At 69.7% G+C, this 4,444-nt stretch carries 5 protein-coding genes; all 5 read left to right on the top strand.

Features of this window, described 5'->3' with window-relative positions:
• The first annotated feature begins 188 nt into the window (after window positions 1-188).
• On the top strand, window positions 189-941 hold the full coding sequence (locus H7965_RS28930) for a hypothetical protein (protein ID WP_186773963.1): 753 nt from the start codon (window positions 189-191) through the stop codon (window positions 939-941).
• A gap of 1 nt (window position 942) precedes the next feature.
• Window positions 943-1,173 (top strand): hypothetical protein, encoded by a 231-nt coding sequence (locus H7965_RS28925; RefSeq protein WP_186773962.1) that lies wholly within the window; start codon window positions 943-945, stop codon window positions 1,171-1,173.
• Window positions 1,174-1,675: 502 nt separating this feature from the next.
• Window positions 1,676-2,422 carry an ImuA family protein gene (locus H7965_RS28920; RefSeq protein ID WP_186773961.1) on the top strand — a complete coding sequence of 249 codons (747 nt, stop codon included), beginning with the start codon at window positions 1,676-1,678 and terminating at the stop codon, window positions 2,420-2,422.
• Entirely contained in the window at window positions 2,419-3,930 is a 1,512-nt protein-coding gene (locus H7965_RS28915) for a Y-family DNA polymerase (RefSeq protein ID WP_186773960.1), read from the top strand. Before H7965_RS28920 ends, H7965_RS28915 begins: the two co-directional genes overlap by 4 nt.
• The coding region (locus H7965_RS28910) for a PHP domain-containing protein (RefSeq protein WP_186773959.1) at window positions 3,927-4,444 on the top strand (518 nt) is incomplete at its 3' end. The genes H7965_RS28915 and H7965_RS28910, both read left to right, overlap by 4 nt.

Genomic DNA, 4,444 nt, shown 5'->3' with positions numbered 1-4,444 from the left:
CCACCTCAGCCTGCCGCAGCAGCCCGATGATCTGCTCCGCCGTGTGACGCTTCCTTGGCATCACTGCCCCCTTCCAAGGAGGCCAACTCTCTCATCACAGATGGATCCCAGGCAGGGGGGAAGGTCAGTGGCAGGAGTGCGATCTCGACTACGGGAATGCCATAGCCGTCGCACACGGTGAATGGACCATGCGGGTACGGCGCCGTGAAGTTTGTGGCCGTCTTGTGTTACGCGACATCGCTGTCGATGAGGCCGCCCTGCTGCTGGAACTATCCGCATTGCAGTCTGAGTCCGGCGCGATCGACGCCGAATGGCGATTCCAGCGCAGGCCGGAGGGAGAATTCTGCTTGGTCAAATGGGGCGAAGCGGAAATTCTGATTCCTCTCCTCGGCAGGGAAGCCGTGAGCCGAGGTATGCGAGCCATCGCGGTGCTGCTTCAGTCACCTCGCGTACCGGTAGCAAACCTTCTCCTGGCCGAACTGGAGCGCCGACATGTCAACACTAGGCCTGAGAAAGGCAAAAGTACCGAATTGGCTGCAGCCATAAGCCTCCGCGCCAGCCTACGGCCGCTTTGCCAGAGCTTGTTCGCGGGGGCCAAGACAGTCGAAAAGGCGCATGTTGAGTTGGTTGGCTTACTACGTCAGAGCCGTGGCCTTGATAAAAGCTTTACCGATGATTTGCCGCGGTCGCTGCTGCTGACAGACGCCAGCGGCACCAAACGGCAAAAGCTCATGCCCGTCTACGGGAAAGTGGGCCAGACCGTACGCGATAGCCTGAAGGTGGTTTGGAAGGTCCTGGCGCAGCAGGAAGGGGGCGCCGCGGTGGCGGATTTCCTGAAGCAGCATATCCACTGCGATGCCCACACCGGAGTATACGATCCCAGGAAGGTGCCAGTCAGATGGAGGGCCGGTGGAGACCCAGCCGGAGGCGGACGAGGATAGCTTGGTCATCGCCGGCGGCTGGGCGCGAAGGGCTCACATCGCTGATGAACTCATCTCCCCAACCGGCAATTTACACCAAGCACTGGATTCAGTGTCGGGGACACCGACCCGGGGGCAGACAGAAATCACCGATCTCGTCCGGGACACGCTTGATTCCGTCTCCTACATGCCGCCCGCCGATGCCGAGGCGCGGGACTATGCTCAGCTCGAGCCACCCGCCCGGGCGGCGTGACTCAAGCTCACCGGCCTTCGGCAAACCCTGGGCGGTTCACAGGTCAAACCACAAAGCTCTGGTATCGGAGACTGCCGGCATCGGGAGCGGTATGGTCATTTTTTTGTTCTTGCTTCGTTCGCAACGCTTCGCCATCGTCAGCCGCCATGCGCCCTTCCGATTCTCCCGACCCTGAACCACCGCCAGAAGGCATGGCTGAGCCTCCTGCTCCCTTGACGGCACCCTTGGTCCCGGCAGATCCAGCGGAAGTCGCCTCGGCCCTGGCCTATGGCCTGCGTTTCGACGAACGCGGTCGCCCGCGGCGGGGTAGCGTGTGGGAAATGGCTGCCGCGCTGTTGGCCGAGCAGCTCGCTGTCCAGCTGGAGCGGGCAAATTTCGTGGTGATGCGCAAGCCCCCGCAGCCGCCGCACAGCGCCGGATAGGCGCCTCCGCCTTCGCCAGGAGGCGATGCCCGGACCCGATGTACCGGACGACGTGCGACGACGACGCGGGATGCCAGACCATGCCTTCAGCCGCTCCTGACGTCCCGCTTGACCAGGCCGCCGTGCTCGCCGCATTGCGGGCGCGTGTGACGCGGCTGGAGGGTTTTGGCCGAGCACAGCACAATCTGGGCGCCGTCCCCGTCTGCGAAGGCCTGCCGCTGCCCGGTGGTGGCTTGGCACGTGCCGCCGTGCATGAGGTTCTGGCCACCACGCCCGGCTGCGGGGCGGCCTTTTGCGCCGTGCTGCTGGCCCGCACTGGGGGCACCATCCTCTGGATCGCGACCGGGCGGGACGAGCTGATGGCTTGGCCGCCGGGGCTTGCGCGCTGCGGCCTTGCCCCTGCCAGCCTGGTTATCGTTCGGGCCGAGCGATGGCCCGATGCGCTCTGGGCGATGGAGGAGGCGCTGCGCTGCCCCGCCGTCACCGGCGCGCTGCTTGCGCTCGCCCCTCCTCCCGGCGGCGGCAAGCTGGACCTGACGGCGACGCGCCGGCTGCAATTGGCCGCCGAGGCAGGCGGAGCGCTCGGCCTGGTGCTGCGGCCCGATGCCGCCTGCGCCGACCACACCGCGGCCGTCACACGCTGGCGGATCGGCTCGCTTGGCGCCGGGCATGGCCTGGACGACCCGCGCTGGCAGTTGGAACTGCTGCGCGTGCGCGGCGGCCGGCCGGGCGGCCCCTGGGCCGTAACGTGGCGCGCCGCGACCGGGCGGCTGGACCTCGACAAGGAGGCGACCGCCACCGGCGCAACCCGGCACGCGGCCGGATGACGGCACGTTACCTGGCTCTGTACCTGCCTAGCCTCGCCACCGACCGGATCCGCCGGGCGGAGCCAGGCCTGCCGCGCAGCCTGCCGCTTGCCACCTGGGAACCCTTCGGCAATCGCCGGGTCCTGACCGCAGTGGACAGTGCTGCCGCTGATGTCGGGCTGCGACCCGGGCAGGCACTGGCCGATGCGCAGGCGATCGCGCCCGATCTGCTGCTGCGACCTGCCGACCCCGCTGGCGATGCGCGGGCGCTGCACGCCCTGGCGCTTTGGGCGCGGCGCTACACCCCGCTGACTGCGGCCGATCCGCCCGACGGGCTGCTGCTCGACATCACCGGCTGTGCCCATCTCCTGGGCGGCGAGGCAGCACTGCTGCGGGATGCGCTGGTCAGGCTGCGGCAGGTCGGCATTACCACGCGGGGCGCGGTGGCGGGGGCTGCCGCAACGGGCGCCGCCCTGGCCCGCGCCCGCGGCGACAATCCGGTGGTTGTCTCCGGCATCGAGGCCGGGGTGGTGGCGCCCTTGCTGCTCGGCCCAGCACTGCGCCTGCCCCAGGCGATGCTGGCGGAGCTTGCCCGGCTGGGCCTGCGTCGGGTGCATGACTTGCTCGGCCAGCCCCGCGGCCCTCTGGCCCGACGCTTCGGCCAGGATTTGCTGGGCCGGCTGGATGGGGTGGTCGGGCGGCGGCGAGTTTCCATCCAGCCCGCGATCCCGCCCCCGGACCTCGCTGCCATTCAGGACTTGCTGGAGCCGATCATTACCCGCACTGGTATCGACGCGGTGCTTGACCGGCTGCTGGAAGACCTCTGCGCCGGGCTGCGTCAGGCTGGGCTCGGCGCACGCCAGATCACGCTCACGGCGTGGCGGGTGGATGGCGCGGTGCAGGAGGTGGCGATCGGCACCGGGCTGGCGATGCGCGACCCGGCGCATCTGCGCCGGCTGTTTGCCGAGCGGCTGGAACGGCTGGAGCCCGATCTCGGCTTCGAGCGGATGGCGCTGGAGGCGCGCGCCACCGAGCCGATGGCGGTCGCTGTCCAGCCCAGCCTTGCGGTCGGCGGCCGGCGTGATGAGGCCGCCATGGCGGTGGCCCTGGCACAATTGCTCGACCGCCTGGGTCAGCGGCTGCCGGTACATCGCGTGGCGCCCGTTGCCAGCCATTGGCCGGAGCATGCGGTAACGGCGCAGGATCCGCATGATGTAGACCCGACCGTGCCGCCCGGTTGGGCCGCGCAGCCACGGCCTGTCCTGCTGCTGCGCCGGCCGGCGCCACTGGAGGTGGTGATCCCCTTGCCGGACGGCCCGCCCTCGCTGCTGCGCCTGCAGGGGCTGGCGCATCGCCTGCACCGGGTCGAGGGGCCGTTGCGGCTGGAGCCGGAGTGGTGGCGGAACCGCCCTAACCGCTTCCGGCGCGACTACTACCAGGTGGAGCTCGCCTCCGGGGTGCGGCTCTGGGTCTGCCGCACTGGGTTGCCTGGGGCTCCGCGCTGGCTGCTGCATGGCCACCTGCCATGACCGGCTTCGCCGAGTTGGGCGCGCGTTCCAACTTCTCCTTCCTCGACGGCGCCTCCCATCCGGCGGAGCTGGTGCAGGCGGCAGCCGCGCTCGGCCTGGCCGGGCTGAGCATCTGCGACACCAACAGCCTGGCGGGCGTGGTGCGGGGCCATGTCGCGGCCCAGGAGGCCGGGCTGCGCTTCGTGGTGGGCTGCCGGCTGGTGTTGGAGGACGGCAGTTCGTGGCTGACTTGGCCGACCGATCGGGCCGCCTATGGCAGGCTGACCGCGCTGCTCTCGCGCGGGCGGATGCATGCCCCCAAGGGGGAGTGTCATCTGGGCCGCGCGGATCTCTTCGCCGCCGCCGAAGGCCTCGTGCTGGCGGCAATCCCGCCTGCCCAGCCAGAGGCCGGCTTCGCCACCCGGCTGCGCGCCGATGCCGCAGCGGTGCGGGACCGTCTGGCCATGCCCCTGCTGCTGGCGGCGTCCTGCACCTATCAGGGCGACGACCAGCGGCGGCTGGACCTGCTGGCGGG

Origin of the sequence: Siccirubricoccus deserti (assembly GCF_014283215.1) — a bacterium.
GTDB classification, from domain to species: Bacteria; Pseudomonadota; Alphaproteobacteria; order Acetobacterales; family Acetobacteraceae; genus Siccirubricoccus; species Siccirubricoccus deserti.
The sequence above is the reverse complement of the archived record's forward strand: the minus strand, read 5'-3'. Positions and strand labels throughout refer to the sequence as shown.